This window comes from Dictyobacter alpinus (assembly GCF_003967575.1).
Lineage (GTDB): Bacteria > Chloroflexota > Ktedonobacteria > Ktedonobacterales > Ktedonobacteraceae > Dictyobacter > Dictyobacter alpinus.
Window position 1 is genome coordinate 2,710,802 of record NZ_BIFT01000001.1, and the last position, 16,295, is coordinate 2,727,096.

The following is a 16,295-nucleotide window of genomic DNA, read 5'->3' on the forward strand; positions in this document are numbered from 1 at the left end:
CCTATCTACACTATACCAGCAGTTGAAACAACGCGCTCAGCGTCAGCATATCGTGAACCGAAAAGCATTGAGGGGAAAATGGCGGAGGGACAATCAACACCAACTCATGTGAGGGAGAGAAAATGGCGGAGGGACAATCACCACCAACTCATGTGAGGGAGAGAAAATGGCGAAGGGACAATCAACACCAACTCATGTGAGGGAGAGAAAATGGTGGAGGGACAATCAACACCAACTCATGTGAGGGAGAGAGAATGGCGAAGGGACAATCACCACCAACTCATGTGAGGGAGAGAGAATGGCGAAGGGACAATCACCACCAACTCATGTGAGGGAGAGAGAATGGCGAAGGGACAATCACCACCAACTCATGTGAGGGAGAGAGAATGGCGAGGCGGTCGCAACCGCCTCGCCATTCTCTCTCCCTCACAAACAAGCGAGCGCCGAAGGCGCGAGGTGTCAGCCTCAAAAATTGCACATGGTGCCAATTACCCTTTTGGTCATAATATCTTTGAGAAAAGCAACGAAGAAGTAAGGACTATTACCAATAGTCGTACGCCAAAAGATCCATTATCCTATCCACGTGGCTATTATTCCTGGAAAAGAATACTGGTCAAGATATCCATTTTTTGTGATATCGGCAAATTTTACTATTTTGTGGTGCGTGATAGCAGATAAGCAGACTTCCATGCACCCCATAGTGTGAAGCGATAATGGAAAAGGACATATGAAGAAGAAACTTGTTTGTGGAAGCATCGTGCTACTATGCGCGCTGCTATGTGTCTCATTTACAGCCCTTGCCGCACAGGGTTATGAAAAGCGTACTGTGGGAAAATACACCTTTTTGGTAGGATTTATGGAAGTACCAGCCTATAAAGATGCCAAGAATGGCTTGAGCCTGACCATCTGCGATGGCACTGAGTGCAAATATACCGTGAAAGATGGATCGAGTGTCCTGTCTAATCCAGTAGAGGGTGCCGAAAAAAACTTAAAGGCAGAGGTCACAACCGGCAATACGTCCCCTCTCACGCTGCCAATTGAGTCCCACGAGTCCAATCCGGGCAAGTATACCTCATATTTCTTGCCATCGACGACCGGTGCCTATACCTTTCACATTTTTGGTAACATAGACAACCAGAAGATTGATGAGAAATTCAGTAGTTCCCCAAATACCTTCGGTGACGTCCAGTCGATTAATCAATATCCTCCTCAGCAAGCCTCTAGTGCTGCTCAGTCGAAGGAGAGTGCGACTAACGCCATCAACATAGCTTCTCTACAAAGTCAGGTAAAGGACGTGGAAGATACCGCTAACTCTGCCCGTACTATGGGCATCGCTGGTACCGTGGCTGGTCTTCTTGGTCTGCTGACAGGTGGTATAGCTCTGTTACGTCGACCACGCCCCACTGTATATAGCAACGACTTTGCTGACAGTGATGCACCAATCGATAGCTTGCGTGGCTAAAAAAGCGGCATTCACGCTTGCTTTTCAATAACTTATCATTAGTCGGAGAGATTATATAAACCTCTCCGACTTTTTTTGTCTACGTCCCTACCTGTCTGATGAACTTTCGCAGCCTGCTAGAGGGAGATTAAGCCGATATTTTCCAGATCGAGAAGGATCGTATAGATCTCGTCCAGACGTTTGGATGTCAGGCGGGCAATCTCTTGAGCCGAGCGCTGATTATCGATTAAGAGAAAAATCTGACGATGACTGCGTGATAATCCCTGTTGCCTCAGGAGGCGCATACTATTCTCATCATTAATGAAACGCCTTTTCGGCACCCTCTGCATTGGTACCTTCTGCATCGGCATCTGTGGCAGTGGCGTCTGATAGGGATCCGTTTGTTGCGGTGAGACCTGAGTTAAACGTAAATAATCGGATTGAGGAGGATAACCAGGCCACGTAATGGGGTGTAAAGGATCGGTATTCCCGGCAATTCTGGGTGTAGGCGTGATTGCGGTCCTGGGTATAGGCGTAATTGTGCGCGTAGGTGGCGTTGGCTGTGTTTGAGGAGGGTTTGCTGGTGCCTGTGGGGTCTCAGTCTTTACCTTCTCATTGGTTGTATGCTCAAATTTATAGCGGCAAGAGCCCCAACTTTGTAACCATCCGACCGGGTCAGATCCTTGATAGTAAGGATGCACCTGTGTATCAATAACCTTTCCTCTTAAATAGCGAATATAGATAGTTTCCTGTCCTTGTTGGCCGCTGCGTTCCGCACTCAGCGTTCCCGTCTGGCGTGAGAAGGTGATGACCCGCATCACATCGGCCAGGCGGTCAGTGACAGTTCCAAATTGGTCTGACATGCGCAGAGTCCCCTTTCACAAAGTCCTTCTTTGAGACATCAGTGTGGGTAGCACGGGTCTTGATTGGGAAGGTGTATGGTTATACATCTTTGTACAAACGCGAAGAAATAGATTCGAATTTGAATGTACTTATCGCACAGTAAAGGATAAGATAAGTTCTTGTTTTTGTCAAGAAGAAATAGGATGTTTTTCAGTGTTTATTTACTGGTAGTTTGTTTTATTGTGGCATAACTGCGCTGTATAACTTCTCATGATTTGAAATTTCTTTTATCAAGGTTTCATGGAGGGGAAAAAGGCTCTCCATCCTTCCTCCGGAAGGACGGAGAGGGGGAGGAGGGGTTGCGAGGACACCTCGCGCTCCGGCATGGGCTGCCGCCCCTGCACCCCGCTTTGTATTTGGAGGGAGGGAAGGTTGCTCCGGCATGGGCTGTGGCCGCTGCACCCCGCTTTGTATCTGGAGGGAGGGAAGGTTGCTCTGGCATGGGCTGTGGCCGCTGCACCCCGCTTTGTATCTGGAGGGAGGGAGAGAGGGGAAAAAATGCACATAAAATTCGTGGAATAGTTCATGTTTGGACTGTGAGTTGGCACATTTAACTTCAGCCATTTTGAGTTTATGCTTAGTATAGAAATTTTAATAAACACTCTATCTACCATAAACAATTTTGAATGCATATGAAAATTTATTCCAGGACCTGAATGGATTTAGGGGGCCGCAATGAAAAAAATTATCTTATTATTAGCTGTCCTTATTGCTTGTCTGGCTGGTTGGGGTTCTGTGATTGTGGTTTATGCAAGTGAAGCTCATCCAGTTGCGTTGCTTGCCACCCCAACAGTACAGGTGACACCAACGGTCAAAATTATTAATGATAAACTGGCTACACCCGCTCCTGAAGTAGTCGGACAGGTGTTTTCGCAGGGGAATAGCGATAAGCCAGAAATTGCCCTGACTTTTGATGATGGTCCTAATCCAGCCGCGACTCAGCAGGTGTTGGATATTCTAAAACGCTATCATGTGCATGCAACCTTCTTTTGTATCGGTGAAAATGTGCAGAGCTATCCAGCATTGGTGGCGCAAGAGCAGGCGGATGGTAATATTGTTGGTAATCATACCTGGAATCACCCGGATCTGACTAAAGCTTCGGTTACTGAAGTACAGAAACAATTGATGGATACCAATAGCGAGCTCAAAAGTGCCACCGGTACAACGCCAACACTTTTTCGACCACCCTATGGCGCAATCGATGCAGCGGTGAAGCAGCAGGCCGCTCAGCAGCATTTACAGCCAGTGTTGTGGGATATTGATACCCAGGACTGGAGTATGCCGGGTACCAGGTCGATCGTCAATGCGGTATTGGACCATGCGGGGAATGGCGATGTTGTTTTGATGCATGATGGTGGCGGTGATCGTACCCAGACTATCGCGGCCCTGCCACAAATTATTGAAGGTTTGCAGCAGAAAGGCTTCAACCTGGTTACCATCCCACAACTTATGAATGCGTAGTACTAATGTAATGATTACTACTCCAACCCAATACCATGCGAGGATGGCTGGCTCAAGTCAGCCGTCCTCGCATGTTGTGTTATAATGATATATAGAAGAGTATAGATAAATAATGCTTTATCTCTTCTACAATTGAAAGAGTATCAGGATGAGCGTAGTTTTTGTGCAGTAGCATGGATGTGTGTTCTATAGATAGCTCTATGTGTAATTTCTTTGCCTGAAGCCTCGCGCCCGCAGCCTCGCCTATTTGTTGTGTTGTGACCCCGGCCCGTCTACCTCAAATAAGACTTGGAGACGAAAAAATTTTCACATTCCGTTAGCTAATATTCTGAGGTTTATTTTCTATGTATGCTAAATATGTGCACGTTCGTACTCTGATTGTGTTTGTTGTGAGTTTGTTTGTTTTAGTCGTTAGCACTATACCATCACTACCCGCCAGGGCGGCCACGCGTGAAGCCAATCCTTCCAATATACAGGCTCAGGTAATAGGCTTTGGTAGAAATGACCTGCCGAAGATAGCCTTAACCTTTGATGATGGTCCTGATCCAAGAAATACACCGCAGATTCTATCGATTCTGGCGCAGCATCGCGCCCATGCCACCTTTTTTACCCTTGGTCAGAATGCCCAGCAGAATCCTGCTTTGATCCATCAAATTACCGCTTCCGGTAATGCACTGGGTAATCATACCTGGGATCATACAGACTTGACGAAATTGAGTCCTGAGTTGCAGGCGAAAGAGATCGAGCAGGGGGCCAATGCGATGCAGCAAGTGACCGGTGCAAAGCCAACCCTACTGCGCCCACCATATGGCTCAATTAATGCTAGTTTGAGAACTGAAGCTGCTACAGAACATGAGACCATCATTATCTGGAATGTAGATACTGAGGACTGGAAGTTGCCGGGTAAGGATGCGATCGTTAATAACGCTGTCCACAATGCACATAATGGAGCCATTATTCTGATGCACGATGGCGGTGGTGACCGTGCTCAGACCATCCAGGCGTTGCCAGAAATTATTACCACGTTACAGCAACGGGGCTACCAGTTGGTGACCGTGCCCCAGCTATTACAAGATATGCATGCAAGCGCATAAATTGTTCATTGCCATATACCTCATCCGCGTCAAATACGTGATAGATAATAGGAACTCTTGGATGTTACCGAAATGGAAGAGTTCATGATAGCTGTTTGATGATTAGGAGGATTGTGCGAAATGGCACCTCAACAAGCACAAAGCGCACAGATGCGCGCTATCACTATCTCGCGCGAATATGGCAGCGGTGGTGGCGAAATCGGCCGCCAGTTAGCGCAAAAATTGCAATGGCAATTGATTGACCATGAATTTGTCGTTCGTATTGCGCATATGCTCGGTGTGAGTGAACGGGAAGTTGAGTTACACGATGAGTATGCGCAGGGTACGCTAGCCCGTATCTTATCCAGCATGCGTTCAGTGGATCCGAGCTTGCTGGTAGATACAGATATAAACGGAAGTGCAACCGAAGAAGGGTACCATCAGGCGCTGGTACGTGTGGTTGAAGCGGTCGCGGATGAGGGGCACGCAGTTATCGTCGGACGTGGTAGCCAGAAGATTTTAGCGTCGCGACGCGATGTCCTGCATGTGCGTATTATTGCTCCCCTGGAGAAACGGATTACCTATGTGGTGCAACGCGAAGGTCTGGACCACGAGGCGGCCCGTACCCGTATCATGGATAAAGATCGCCATCGTGATCGCTACTTACAGACGCACTATCATCAGAGTAGTAGTGAGCCACATCTCTATGATCTTGTACTGAACACGGGCGTAATTGACCTTAATAGCGCCACAGATATTATCTATCAAGCCCTGGAACGTAAAGCCACGCGCCTCTTAGTTCCTGACCAAGAACTGGGACCCGGCAGCGGTTCAGCCAGATATCCTGGTCGTGTCGCCGATTTTTCTGTACCGCCAGTTGAGCCTACAAAATAAACTGCGCAACAATATCTATAAGTAATACCCGCAAGCGTGCCTGATATTTTCAATCCACGCTGCGGGTATTCTCCTCACGCAGAATACATATCAAACTAACCACCATCTCTCCCCAAATATAGCGCAACTGTCCAGGTAACATCTCCGCCTTAGATAAGCCTTGACCTTGACCTTAGGGCAAGGTTGTATAGTATGGCTGTACATGTATGGAGGTATCTAATGAGAACGTTACTGAAAATAGGGGAAGTTGCGCAATTGCTGGGTGTAACGACAAAAACGTTACGCCATTATCATAAAATCGGTCTGCTACAGGAGCCTGAGCGCACGCCTGCGGGCTATCGGCTCTATAGCGCCCAGGACCTTTTACGCCTGCGGCAAATTCGCCAGCTACAGTCCTTTGGTTTACCACTTAAATTGATCAGAACGATGCTGGGAGAGCCCACCGAAAAACATTCGTGGCGTGAGATCCTGCTGGCGTTGGATCAGGAACTGGCTGGTCAGATCTCAGATCTCACACAGAGGCGTAAGCGCATACAGGAATTATTAGCAGGAGAAATTGCTGTTCAGCTTGAACAGCCAGATACCGGCGCAACGGTAGCCTGGATGAAAGAGCAATTAGGTCCATATACCGACAAATTAAGTCCAGGCGCATTGCAATTAGAAGCAAAAATATGGGGCACAATTCAAAACTTTCGGTGGCCAGCTGGTTTTACTCCTGATCTAGAAGCAATAGCCGCTCAATGGAGTCAACAAACACAAATACTGGAACCTTTGATGAAATTCGCAGACCGCATCACGGCCCTTGATAGCCTACCTGTAGATGCCATTGAGATCACCCAACTGGCCGATGAATGTGCGCAGGACAAGGATTTCGCAGCATTTATTGAGCAGATTGTCCCACTGGTAAAGCACAGCATCAATCTGGATGTGCCATTTTCAGCCGTATTTGGTGATCTGATGAATACCGCATTAACGCCAGCCCAACAACGTTTCTTTACCGAATTGCATGCACGTTTGCCAATCAATGCTAGTTAGATGGAATAGCACAGCTTGCTGAGAGGAAATAGCTTCATGGATGAATTACCGCGAAATTTTCCCTATACTGCGCGTCGGACAACCTATCTCACGATCGTTTGCTCCTTTGGCTTCTTATTATTGATGGAGAGCGGTGGCGTCGCTTTAGTGGCCAACCTCTTGATTACTAATCCCTGGTTACGTATAAGCATTAATCTTGTCCATCTTGGCTTATGTATCTTCATTGCGATTGCCATGGTGTCTGTACTATCTACCAGACATCGCATCACCCCTGGTGGACTACAATTGAACTATGGTCGGACGCTGCATGTGCAACTTCCCTATGTCGCCATCAGAGATGTCCAGCCTGTGCGTGATGTGCAGGCTGGATTACAGCCACTCACTGCTCGTTATGATAGTAAAAAGCAAGAGCTTGTGGCCTGTTTTTCAGATCAGGGACAACTCTTGCTACGCCTGCATACCGCACAGCTATTGAAAATCGGCCATAAAGAACACCTTGTTAGCAGCATCCTGTTTAATGTCGATCAGCCTGAGCTCTTTCTGACCACGCTCACCCCATACCTGCAGGATCTTATGGAGGCTGTAGCTGAAATTATGCCACCTCACACCAGGAGATCTGAGGATGCCCTGGTGCGCTCCGTTCAAGCGCAAAGTCAAAGTGGCCAGCTAGTTATTGTAATTGAGAATCTGACGCGTAGGTTTGCGGATTTTGTTGCTGTGGATAAGTTAAATATGACGATCGGACGCGGCGAGATCTATGGTTTTCTGGGCTCGAATGGAGCCGGTAAAACGACTACGATTAAGATGCTGGTAGGATTACTTGAGCCTCATGATGGCTATATCAGGCTGGCCGGACACGATGTCTGGAGCGAGTCCGTGGCGGCTAAACGCTTACTGGGCTATGTAGCTGATCGTGCCCTGCTGTACGATCGCCTGACCGGACGCGAGTTTCTGGCTTTTCTGGCCCAGGTACGCGGGCTGGCCAAAAATGTCGCCGACCAGAAGATCGAGCAGTTATTAGCTGTCCTGGACTTAACCGAGTATGCGCAGCGACTGTGTGGCTCATACTCATTTGGCATGAAGCGCAAACTGGCGCTGGCGGGTGCCCTGTTGCATGAGCCAGCGATTTTGATCCTGGATGAGCCGTTCAACGGCCTGGATCCGCGTAGCGCCCGCCATTTGAAAGATCTGTTACTGGTCCTGGCGCGTCAGGGAACCACCATTCTGCTCTCAACCCATGATCTGGCTACAGCCGAGGCCATCTGTGATCGTGTTGGTATCTTCCACAAAGGACGCCTGATGGCCGAAGGTAGCGCGGTCGAACTACGCCAGCTCGCTGAAGCGCCAGATTTAGAAACGGTTTTTCTACAGCTGACCAGTGAGCAGAAAGAAGAGGTGGGTGTATGAATATCCCGCTAACGATCTGGCGTGCTCAATTACGCTCGGTCCATAACGCGGGGCGCCACGATGCTCGGATGCAGATAGCCATTGTGATCTCGCTGATAGGTAGCCTTCTACTTGGTTTCTGGAGTATCCAGCAATTGCAGGTGCAACTAGTTAACTGGCAGGCTCGGGGGCCAATCAGGCTGGATCAGGGACTCTGGACCCTCTGTGTATCCACCTGGCTTGGTATCGCTGTGATGACGGCCGCCAGTATGCCTGGTACGTTGCGTAACGACGAAATTATCCTGCGTTTCACACTGCCTGTGTCGCCAGCGACCCACTTTCGTACGTTCTATGGTTCTTTTGTGCTCAAATATCTCGGCATCTGGCCTCTGCTACAGGCGCTTGTTTGTGGCTATGTCCTCACCACTACATTGGGCTGGCGCGCCTTGCTCTGGTGGTCCCTGCTCGAAATTGGTGTAGGCATGACCATACTCTGTACCCTGGTGTTGGCCCTATATATTCTCTATTATGGACAGCGCTTGAAACGGCTACTACTGGCAGCGGGGATTGTGATTGCTCTGGTTATCAGTAGCATTTGCTATGTGTGCTGGCCCCGGCTACAAGGTGGCTCGTGGCTAAACTGGATCCGGCCGGAGCCCATACTGTTAATCATGCTGGTCCTATTATGGCTGGCCCTGGGACCAGGTGCATCCAGATTTGGCAAGGTATATGCCGCCAGATTTTACTGGTTACAGGGACAGGATCGTGGGCGTAGCACCTTTACCTTTCCCGGTATGCGTTTTCCCATTTCATTACTCAGGCGCTGGCGTAATTTGACTGCGGCCCTCTATGTGCGTGCGTTTCTGAACCAGAGCCGCAACTGGTTATTCTGGTTACGCCTTGTGCTGTTATGGGGATTGTTCTGCCTGTTTCCGTTTGTGCGTGGAGTGGGCAATCGCTACGGTATTAATGATAGTGTCCTGGTGGCAGGCTATGCCATCGTCCTGGCGGTGGGACATATCCTCGAAACCGGACCAGCCGTCATCAGCGGTGAAGCCAATCGCCTGACCTTATATCTGACCGCGCCCTTCTCCTTATCTCATATCTTATGGAGCAAGTTGCGACTCTGTCTCATCCCGGTTCTGCTCGAAGGTCTGCTTATGGGCAGCCTGCTAGCCATCTGGCAACACCTCTCTTTATCGCAGACAGGCTGGACCTTACTGATTATCGCCAGTTCCATCTTTCAATGCACCTGCCTGCTCGTCTGGAGTGGTGCCTGGGATCTGGATTTGCAGGGTAGCGTAGAAGGTAGAATCGACACCATGATGCTGGAAGAAGGGCCATTCACCCCACGTCGCATGGTCCTATTAAATGTCAGCATCGTTTTTCTGCTAGCCATTCTCCTCCTCATCTGGTGGCTACCGACATTACTCGCCCTGGTCATATTGATCCTGACAGCGAGCATCGTCTGCTGGAGCATGTATGTGTTCAGCAAAGCCCAACTCCAACGCTTGCTCCGTATAGGCTAAGGCATCCATCAAGCCGTCCTCCAATGTAGACAGAATTTATATGGGGGAGGAAAAGGGATAAACGGTCTCGCGTGGCGTGAGCAGGTGGGTGTAATCTCCGATGAGGACATGCTGGTGTTGCTGCCGGACAAATTCGGAGATATCTTCAATGTCAATAATCCATTCGCGCGCAAATTTTTCCAGAACAGGGCCACGCAGGCCCAGTTGTATGGCGCGTCGCTCCAACTTTTGTCCAGCCGGTCCATGATCTGGATCCCATTGCAGGCGTACCGAGGATGCTTCTAGTGCCTGTTTCCAGGCTGCCTCAGATGGATAGACGTCGGGCCAATAACTGGAGGGCACAGCCTGTTCGAGCAGGCTATCAAAGGCTGCCCGCTGCAAGCGAATGGCCAGGGTCACTTCCTGGTTCTCTTTTTTCCCCCACCCATTGCGATACATCATCCATAGAAAATTTGGCTTGATCCATGACATACGCTCAAAGGAAAAACGGTTACCCCCAAAGTAGCCGTTGCGGGCCGCAAAGTGGCCGATTGTAGGCTTGTACGCCTGATACACAATAATCGACGCATTATCGAATTGCGCCATAATATGCTGCCCCCGCTCTGGCCAATGTTGCTTTTGCTCAAGATACGATACTATTTCAAGTTTCATTATCTATAGTTTTTCTTCACAGTATAAATACGACTATATTTAGCTATGACAGCTGGATTGGTAGCAGTTCTTATTGTATATGCTGTCCCTCATAAAAGTCTAGTTGTCTATTGTTACTAAATATAGACTTGCACGTCATTATCAATGCATGTGTTTACATTTTTTAATTATGATGTGTGAAGAAAGTGGGCAGAAATATGCATAATGACCCTACTAATAGTCCACAGCCAGAATTTTATAATCAAAATACCCTCTATAATCAAGGCACTATGTCAGGTCAACCAAATATCCCGCCGCCCCCACCTCCGCCTCACCCGGGTCAGTTTAATCCAGCCACTCCATTAGCGCCAGCGGCACCTGCGAAGGGGCCGTGGAACTGGTATAAGCAGCAGAAGAAAGCCACCAAGATGGGTGTTGGTTGTGGAGTAATGCTCTTGCTCCTGTTATGTTCCTGTATGGGTCTGGCGGCACTACCAGGTGCCAGCCAATCCTCTCATACTGCAACAGCAGTAGCTACAGCTACTCCTACGCCTAAGCAGGCGAACGTGACGCTGATAACTACTCCAACAGTAAAACCAACGGCGACGCCGACCCCGAAGCCCACCGCAACACCGACCCCTAAACCGACGCCGACTCCTGCGCCAACACCAACACCGACCCCTAAACCGGCTCCGACACAGGCACCCCCGCCTCCGCCGGCACCAACGCAAGCGCCGCCGCCAGCACCGACACAGCCTCCGGTTGTTACGGGCGTCAACGGGAATCCCTGGGGATATGATTTTAATCCTGGCAATGTCATTTATAGTCCACCAGCAAATTTTTGTTCGTACTTCGCCTGTATCGCCTCTTTCTGGACCTCGACAAATGGTTTTGTCGAGGAATGTGCCGATATGACTTTTTCCCATTCAGGTGGTGTCAGCGGATCCTGTTCAAGACATGGCGGCAACTATAGGCCACTTTATTCACATTAGATCAATAAGCCTTTTTTAAAGAGCGGGATTCCTCCCACCTATAGGTAGGGAGGAATCCCGTTTTTTTGTCTCTAGATCATGCTCAGGAACCTTCACATAGAGCGAGGAGACGGCAATGTCACTGTTGACGATCATGTTGGGGGATGGCATAGTGCTATGTGAGATATATTGTACCCCCGTATCCTCCTCCCGCGCCCGCCCGGGTAGCAGGCGAACAACCTGTCAAACTCCGTTTGCCAAAGTACTAGTAGCAATAATCCAACAAATGACCTACCTGGCAGGTAGTAAAATTGCCTCGTTTTTTTCGCTATGCTATACTGCCCATGGAATCATGTGGGTAACTACTAGAAACTCGGAAGAAGGGAAACGTAGACATATGACCCAGGATACAGCAAATTTCCAGAATCCCTTTATTGTAGGGGAACGCTTATATTTACGGCCATTGGAGCCGGCACAAGATAATCATCTGTATTCCACATGGATGAATGATGAAGAGATTCGTCGCTACTTTTCTGTGTATCCAACCAGTGATACACGGGGACGAGAGCGTTTAGATAATCTGTATAAAGATACGCGACATATTTTATTTGGTGTAGCTCTTAAAGAGGATAATCGCCTGGTTGGTCTGGTCGGACTGAAAGATATCAATGTGCTGAACCAGACGGCCGAATTCTATGTCATTATTGGTGATCGCAACCTGCATGGCAAAGGTTTTGGTACCGAGGCGACCCGCTTGATGCTGCGCTATGGCTTTTTAGAGTTGAATCTTAACCGTATTCAGACTCAGGATATGGAAGAGAATATTGGTGGCTGGCGTGCCGATGAGAAGGCTGGCTTCAAACATGAGGGAACTCTGCGCGAGCTTATTCTTCGCTTTGGCAAATACCACGATGTTCGCGTCTATAGCCTGTTGAAAAGTGAGTACTTAGAAACGTTGTAGACTTACATGAGTATCACGATCCAGGAAATTCATGATCGAGAGCAATGGAATGCTTTTTTGTGTAGTCAGCCTCATGGACATTTTCTGCAATCCTATGAATGGGGTGAGCTTAGCCGTGAGCTTGGAGAACGGGTCTATCGCTTAGGTGTCCTGGAGAATGGACGCCTGGTAGGTGGCATGCAGTTTACCGTCTCTAATGTTCCATTGCCATTACCTAAATTACGCCCGACCTGGCTCTATTGCGCTCGCGGGCCGGTGCTGGCTCGTCAGGATGTGTCGCTACTGGCTTTACTGCTCAAGCAGGTGGAGCTAATCGCACAGCAAGAGCGGGCAATAACTTTACGTGTGGAACCAAATATCGCTGACGACGATCCTGATCTTGATGCATGGCTCGCCATCTATCATAAAGCAGGCTTCTTTAGCAACCCTAACTCGATCCATGGACGGCGTTCCTGGGTACTTGATATTCAACCTTCGGCTGATCAGCTTTACTCTGCTTTTATGCCTGCCTGGCAGCGCTCTATCGACCTTGCGCTGCAACATGACATTGTGATTCGTACCTGCTATGGGACGAGTGATTTTGATACCTATTATGAGTTATTGAGAAGCACCAGTGAGCGCGATGGTGTCTTTCTACATAGCAGCGACTATCACTGGAAGACATGGCAGGCCTTTAGCGCCAACGATGATGCTGCCATCCTGTTAGCGGAACACCAGGGGCGACCGCTGGCGGCCAAAATGATTCTCAGGTTTGGTGATTGGTGTTGGGATATGTTTACAGGAGTTGAGGAGATCGAGCAGATGCCCTCGCCTGTACAACTTTTACAGTATCATGCCTTACAATGGGCCCGGTTGCGGGGCGCGCGCTTCTTTGATTTCCGTTCGATTCCTGATGTACTGGTGCCAGGTGAAGATCAGTGGGAGGCCTATGAATATAAAAAAGGTTTTTCTGGCTTTTCTCGTCTCACCATGCCAACACAGGACTACGTTTATCAGCCGCTGATCTATAAACCATGGCGTAAAGTGGTTGAATTAGGCCGTGAGCAGAGGCACAAAGAGCGACAGTGGGCAGAGCTAGAAAAGCAATTACCATCTGGCATACCAGAAGTATTATTAGATGCCGATTAAGCAGCGTAGAGACTCTATATAAAAAAAATTGTACTATCGGTAGTGGAAGAGGGCGTATGGAAGCTCAGATAATCAAAGATCGCCAACAATGGAATGATTTTGTCATGTCGTCCGTTTGTTGTAATGTGACGCAAACCTATGAATGGGCGGAGTTTGGATCCTATCTTGGAGCAGAGGAGACGCTGCGTATTGGGGTGCTGAATGATGCAGGTCAATTGTGTGCAACCATCCTCCTGATCGTCTCACGCGCGCCAGGACTGCGACAAATCTATTTCTATGCACCTCGGGGACCGATCATCGATGATCCTGCTTCTCCCGCCATGACTGTGCTCCTCAACTACGTGAAGGTTGAAGCACGGAAGCGGAACGCCTTTATGCTTAAGGTCGAGCCGAGTGTCATGGCTGATGACTTTAAATGGCTGACCGCCTTGAAGCGGCGTGGCTTCGTCATCAATCCCCATCATGTGCATATCCGCAACGAATGGGTCCTGGATATCAGTCCGGATGAGAAAACACTGTTGGCCGGCATGAAAGACAAATGGCGCTATAATATCCGCCTGGCAGGTCGCAAAGGTGTCAAGATCCGTCGTGGCTATGGGCAGGCCGATATCGACGCCTTTTATCGCCTGTATGAGACCACCAGTGAGCGCGACAAGTTCTTTATCAACGACAAATCCCTGTACGCCGATATCCTACAGGTCCTGGGAGAAAATGACCGGGCGGCACTCTTCCTGGCTGAATATGAGGGCCAGCCCATCTCCGGTATCATCATGCTCCTGGCAGGTCCATGGGCATATTATATGTATGGAGCCTCCTCCAACGAGCACCGCGAGAAGATGCCCAACCATTTATTACAATGGACCGGCATCCAGTGGGCCAAGGAGCATGGCTGCCACTACTATAATTTCCGTGGCATCCCCACCATCCTCGAAGAAGGACAAGAAATGTGGGGCGTGTACCTGTTCAAGCGCGGCTTTGGCGGCTATCCCATGCTCTCCCTTGCCACCCATGACCTGGTATATCGACCCGTCACCTATCAACTCTATCGCATGATGCTAGACGTCAAACACAAAATGGATGCCCGCCGCGAACTACGGCAAGCCAGGCAGAGCAGTCATCCATCCAAACCAGAAGAACAGAAAAAGCCCGATCCCGGACAGCCAGAAAAAAAGCTCGAGCAAAGTAAAAAATAGCCCTTAACCATCCATAAAAGGCCTATGACGCCATGGTCCCGGCTGTGCGTCATAGGCCTTTTATGCACATAGTTTCTTCTTGAAATTTTTACGATCATGAAAATACAGATGATTGCCAGAATAAGCGCTAACAAGCCAACAATGAAGTGGAGCCAGAAATGGTAAAAGAGCTAGCCGCAGTTGCCCCTACACATTCGAGCACACTTCCTCAAAGTAACGGCAGGGCTCGTCCCTGCGACCAGTACCACGTACGACCAGGAACGCGTTAGACGCTGGACGCACTCGGATTGGCTAGCCTCAGCACGAACACGTGTTTAAGGGACATTTAATACGTTAACAGGTAGCAGGGGCAAGCCCTGCCGCTACTTTGGGGAACATGGTCTGAAGACGATGGTAGCTTTTATATTAAAATGCGCAATGCTATTATTTGAGATTTTAAGGTTATATATCGGCTCTTTGATTAATATGAGGAATAATTAGATGCTTCTACTATAGAAGTCCCAGAAATTGATTTTAGTGCTGTTTGAAGCCTGTTGTGAAATTCATCTTTTTACGCGTTGGTCCGACGTGTCCGGCGAGCGTGTCGTACGTGGAGTGGGCGTCACTCGACTAGAAATATTTTATTTTCTATTCTTCTAAATCTTTAAATACAATTCTATTAGAAGTCGATTCTTCAGATTTGAATAACTTATGTACTATTCAGGTTCTGTGCTTAAATTCCATCGGAGCTATCCTCTATATCTATACGTGTAATAAAAGTATCATAGATGTAATAGGAGATCAATGAGATGGAAGAAAAAGGTATTGATGCGCCTACGCCATCCTTTATCACTCTAGATGACACAAAAATATATTATGAGGTGGTAGGCAAAGGGCAGCCAATCGTGTTTTTGTATGATAGCCAACTATTAGATTACCGCATTTGGGATGGACCATTTCAACACTTCGCCCAATCCTACCAGGTACTCCGTTTTGACCCGCGCGGATGCGGAAAATCGCAAGCTTCAGCAACAGCATTTAGCCGTTCAAAAGATCTTTTTTTACTCTTACAGCAACTACATATGCTCCCGGTGACTATTATTGATCTAAGTGCAAGACCAGCCCTTGATTTTATTCATGCGTATCCCGATTCTGTTGCATCACTGGTGCTTATCTCACCAGAGGTTGGAATGTACAAATCATTTGTGGAAGCAATGGCAAAGCTACCAGCATTACTTAATGATGTTGTACCGATTGTCAAAGAATTGAAAAAAGGCGATATCAAAAGAGGGTGTGAATTGTGCCTTGAAAAAATGGTGATAACTCCATCAACTGTATCTCCAGAAGTATATCAATGGATGTTTGATATGGTACATGCACATATTCATTTGCTGATGGACCCACAAGAGAAAGGTATAAAGAATCCTGAAAAATTGACCAAACAAAAACAATGGTTGAAAGACATTCGCATTCCTACACTCCTTCTAGAAGGAGAATTTCCTACACCAACGATACAAAAAACAGCAAGCATCTTTGAACAAGAAATTCCTCAACTTCAAAAGAGAATCGTTCCAAACAGTCACGTTATGCTTCATCTTGAAAACCCTCAAGGTTTTGCCAATGTTGTTTTGACTTTTTTAGCTGAAGCCCTTTTGTGAACATCTCTTCTATTCTAATAAGAATAGTAGTCTTCTTCATCAAAGAATAATCC

Annotated in this window: 15 protein-coding genes; 13 read left to right on the forward strand and 2 right to left on the reverse strand. The window is 48.2% G+C overall.

Annotated elements, in window-relative coordinates; genetic code table 11:
• The first annotated feature begins 342 nt into the window (after positions 1-342).
• Together EL633_RS10730 and EL633_RS10735 are read left to right on the forward strand one after the other, a co-directional pair.
• The gene (locus EL633_RS10730) at positions 343-678 is read left to right on the forward strand and encodes a hypothetical protein (protein WP_126627171.1); all 336 of its coding nucleotides are present in this window, start codon (positions 343-345) and stop codon (positions 676-678) included.
• Positions 679-727: 49 nt separating this feature from the next.
• Positions 728-1,462 (forward strand): hypothetical protein, encoded by a 735-nt coding sequence (locus EL633_RS10735; protein WP_126627172.1) that lies wholly within the window; start codon positions 728-730, stop codon positions 1,460-1,462.
• Between the two features lie 116 nt (positions 1,463-1,578).
• On the opposite strand, the gene EL633_RS10740 is transcribed toward EL633_RS10735, so the two are convergent.
• Positions 1,579-2,304 carry a DUF4388 domain-containing protein gene (locus tag EL633_RS10740; protein WP_126627173.1) on the reverse strand — a complete coding sequence of 242 codons (726 nt, stop codon included), beginning with the start codon at positions 2,302-2,304 and terminating at the stop codon, positions 1,579-1,581.
• Positions 2,305-3,019: 715 nt separating this feature from the next.
• Here EL633_RS10740 and EL633_RS10745 point away from each other — a divergent pair.
• The 6 genes from EL633_RS10745 (at position 3,020) to EL633_RS10770 (ending at position 9,722) form a co-directional block, all read left to right on the forward strand.
• The gene (locus EL633_RS10745; protein ID WP_126627174.1) at positions 3,020-3,805 is read left to right on the forward strand and encodes a polysaccharide deacetylase family protein; all 786 of its coding nucleotides are present in this window, start codon (positions 3,020-3,022) and stop codon (positions 3,803-3,805) included.
• Between the two features lie 344 nt (positions 3,806-4,149).
• Entirely contained in the window at positions 4,150-4,899 is a 750-nt protein-coding gene (locus EL633_RS10750; RefSeq protein ID WP_126627175.1) for a polysaccharide deacetylase family protein, read from the forward strand.
• 120 nt (positions 4,900-5,019) lie between these two features.
• A complete protein-coding gene (locus EL633_RS10755) occupies positions 5,020-5,772 on the forward strand; it encodes a cytidylate kinase-like family protein (protein ID WP_126627176.1) in 753 nt (250 codons plus the stop codon).
• A 219-nt stretch (positions 5,773-5,991) separates the two neighbouring features.
• The gene (locus tag EL633_RS10760) at positions 5,992-6,807 is read left to right on the forward strand and encodes a helix-turn-helix domain-containing protein (RefSeq protein WP_161982074.1); all 816 of its coding nucleotides are present in this window, start codon (positions 5,992-5,994) and stop codon (positions 6,805-6,807) included.
• Between the two features lie 36 nt (positions 6,808-6,843).
• Positions 6,844-8,214 carry an ABC transporter ATP-binding protein gene (locus EL633_RS37270; RefSeq protein ID WP_218027459.1) on the forward strand — a complete coding sequence of 457 codons (1,371 nt, stop codon included), beginning with the start codon at positions 6,844-6,846 and terminating at the stop codon, positions 8,212-8,214.
• Positions 8,211-9,722 (forward strand): hypothetical protein, encoded by a 1,512-nt coding sequence (locus tag EL633_RS10770; protein ID WP_126627178.1) that lies wholly within the window; start codon positions 8,211-8,213, stop codon positions 9,720-9,722. The genes EL633_RS37270 and EL633_RS10770 overlap by 4 nt, the downstream gene beginning before the upstream one ends.
• A 36-nt stretch (positions 9,723-9,758) precedes the next feature.
• Here the strand turns inward: EL633_RS10770 and EL633_RS10775 are convergent, their stop codons facing one another.
• Complete coding sequence (locus EL633_RS10775; protein WP_126627179.1) at positions 9,759-10,373, reverse strand: DUF4291 domain-containing protein; 615 nt, start codon at positions 10,371-10,373, stop codon at positions 9,759-9,761.
• A gap of 197 nt (positions 10,374-10,570) precedes the next feature.
• On the opposite strand from EL633_RS10775, the gene EL633_RS10780 reads away from it, so the two are divergent.
• The 5 genes from EL633_RS10780 to EL633_RS10800 all read left to right on the forward strand — a co-directional run bounded on the left by EL633_RS10780 (position 10,571) and on the right by EL633_RS10800 (position 16,242).
• Complete coding sequence (locus EL633_RS10780) at positions 10,571-11,344, forward strand: hypothetical protein (RefSeq protein ID WP_246039118.1); 774 nt, start codon at positions 10,571-10,573, stop codon at positions 11,342-11,344.
• A gap of 376 nt (positions 11,345-11,720) precedes the next feature.
• Positions 11,721-12,284: a GNAT family N-acetyltransferase gene (locus EL633_RS10785; RefSeq protein ID WP_126627180.1), complete on the forward strand. Its 564-nt coding sequence runs from the start codon at positions 11,721-11,723 to the stop codon at positions 12,282-12,284.
• Between the two features lie 6 nt (positions 12,285-12,290).
• Positions 12,291-13,412, forward strand: a complete 1,122-nt coding sequence (locus tag EL633_RS10790; RefSeq protein WP_126627181.1) for a lipid II:glycine glycyltransferase FemX — start codon at positions 12,291-12,293, stop codon at positions 13,410-13,412.
• Between the two features lie 56 nt (positions 13,413-13,468).
• On the forward strand, positions 13,469-14,605 hold the full coding sequence (locus EL633_RS10795; protein WP_126627182.1) for a lipid II:glycine glycyltransferase FemX: 1,137 nt from the start codon (positions 13,469-13,471) through the stop codon (positions 14,603-14,605).
• Between the two features lie 788 nt (positions 14,606-15,393).
• Positions 15,394-16,242 carry an alpha/beta fold hydrolase gene (locus EL633_RS10800; protein ID WP_126627183.1) on the forward strand — a complete coding sequence of 283 codons (849 nt, stop codon included), beginning with the start codon at positions 15,394-15,396 and terminating at the stop codon, positions 16,240-16,242.
• The last annotated feature ends 53 nt before the right edge of the window (positions 16,243-16,295 follow it).